Genomic DNA, 1,580 nt, shown 5'->3' with positions numbered 1-1,580 from the left:
GCGAACCCCGTCAGCAGCTGAGGCCCCGGAGCGCGATCTATTACGACACCTACGCCTTTATCCCCCCCGGGCACACCTTCACACCCGAAAGCGGTTACGACCCCTGCTGGGAACACGCCAACGGCCTGCAGACCGGCAACTGTACCCTCATTCCCCGCACCGGGCAAAAACTCTACACCACCCTCTATTACGACGCCAAAGGGCGCGTCGTACAAACCGTCACCGACAATATCAAAGGCGGTACCGACCGGGAAAGCTACGCCTACAACTTCAGCGGCGATCCCGTAAAAAAGAAAACCCTCCACACCGTACCCGGCCAGCCCCCCGTCACCGAAGAATACACCTACGCCTACGACCACGCCCGCAGACTGACCGAAACCAAACACAGTCTCAACGGAAAAACCCCGAAAACCATCCTTACCCTCCAGTACGACGAACTCGGGCGCATCAAACGCAAAGACCAGGAAAATGTCTCCACCGGCTACACCTACAACATCCGCAGCTGGATAAAAACCATCACCAACCCCTATTACAAACAAACCAACTACTATACCACCAACCCCCACCGTCCCCAATCCGTCAATTACAACGGCAACATATCCGCCGCCGACTACACCAGCGCCTATATAGACGACATCCTGTATACTCCGGCCTATCATACCAACAAGATGACCTATACCTACGACGCCCTGGACCGCCTCACCGCCTCGGAACTCACCAACCCCAGAGAGCGCTTCGACCTCTATTTCGAAAACTACAGTTACGACAAAAACGGGAATATCACCTTCCTGCAGCGCGGATACCGGGAAAGCATGGAAGACGAGCTGGACCTGTCCTACAACGGCAACCAGCTCACCTCGGTTATCGATGCCGGCAACGACATGTACCTCTCCTCATTCCCCCAAGTCACCATGTGCGAACACATTAACGCCTTCGCCTACGACAAAAACGGCAACCGCGTCAAAGACGAAATCCGTAATATACAAAACATCCGTTACGACTACCAGAACCACCCCGACAGCATCCTGTTCACCGGAGGAGCGCGTATCGCCTACACCTACGACGATGCGGGAACCAAACATAAAACCGTCTATTACACCCCCGGCAAAACGGTGATGATCCCCGGCAGCCAGACCGGGCGCGTCAGCTCCGCGCGGACCGACTCCACCGAATACTGCGGACGATATATCTACCAGAACGGCAAACTGGAAAAAATCCTCCTCGAAGAGGGCTATATAAGCTATTATCCCGGCGTACAAAGCGGCAACTACTGCCACTACGTGCGCGACCACCTGGGCAGCAACCGCGCCGTATTCATCGCCGGGAGCGGTCTGCAGCAGGCCGCCGACTATTACCCATCGGGTCTTCCAACTTCCGAATACGACGGTCTGGGGCTCGACAACCGGCTGCACCTGGGCATGGAGTTCGAGAGCATGCACGGGCTCCATCTCTACGACAATAACGCCCGCCAGCGAGACCCTTTGCTGAACCTGTTTACTTCCATTGACCCCCTTTGTGAGAAATATCCCTGGATCTCTCCCTATGCCGTGTGTGCCAATAATCCGTTGAAGTATGCGGAT

1 protein-coding gene is annotated in these 1,580 nt (G+C 55.7%); it reads left to right on the top strand.

What is annotated here, in order from left to right; genetic code table 11:
- Positions 1–1,580: RHS repeat domain-containing protein (locus OCV73_RS14445; protein WP_394802968.1), on the top strand; the 1,580-nt coding region annotated here is incomplete at both ends.

It is taken from the genome of Barnesiella propionica (assembly GCF_025567045.1).
Lineage (GTDB): Bacteria > Bacteroidota > Bacteroidia > Bacteroidales > Barnesiellaceae > Barnesiella_B > Barnesiella_B propionica.
The sequence above is the reverse complement of the archived record's forward strand: the minus strand, read 5'-3'. Positions and strand labels throughout refer to the sequence as shown.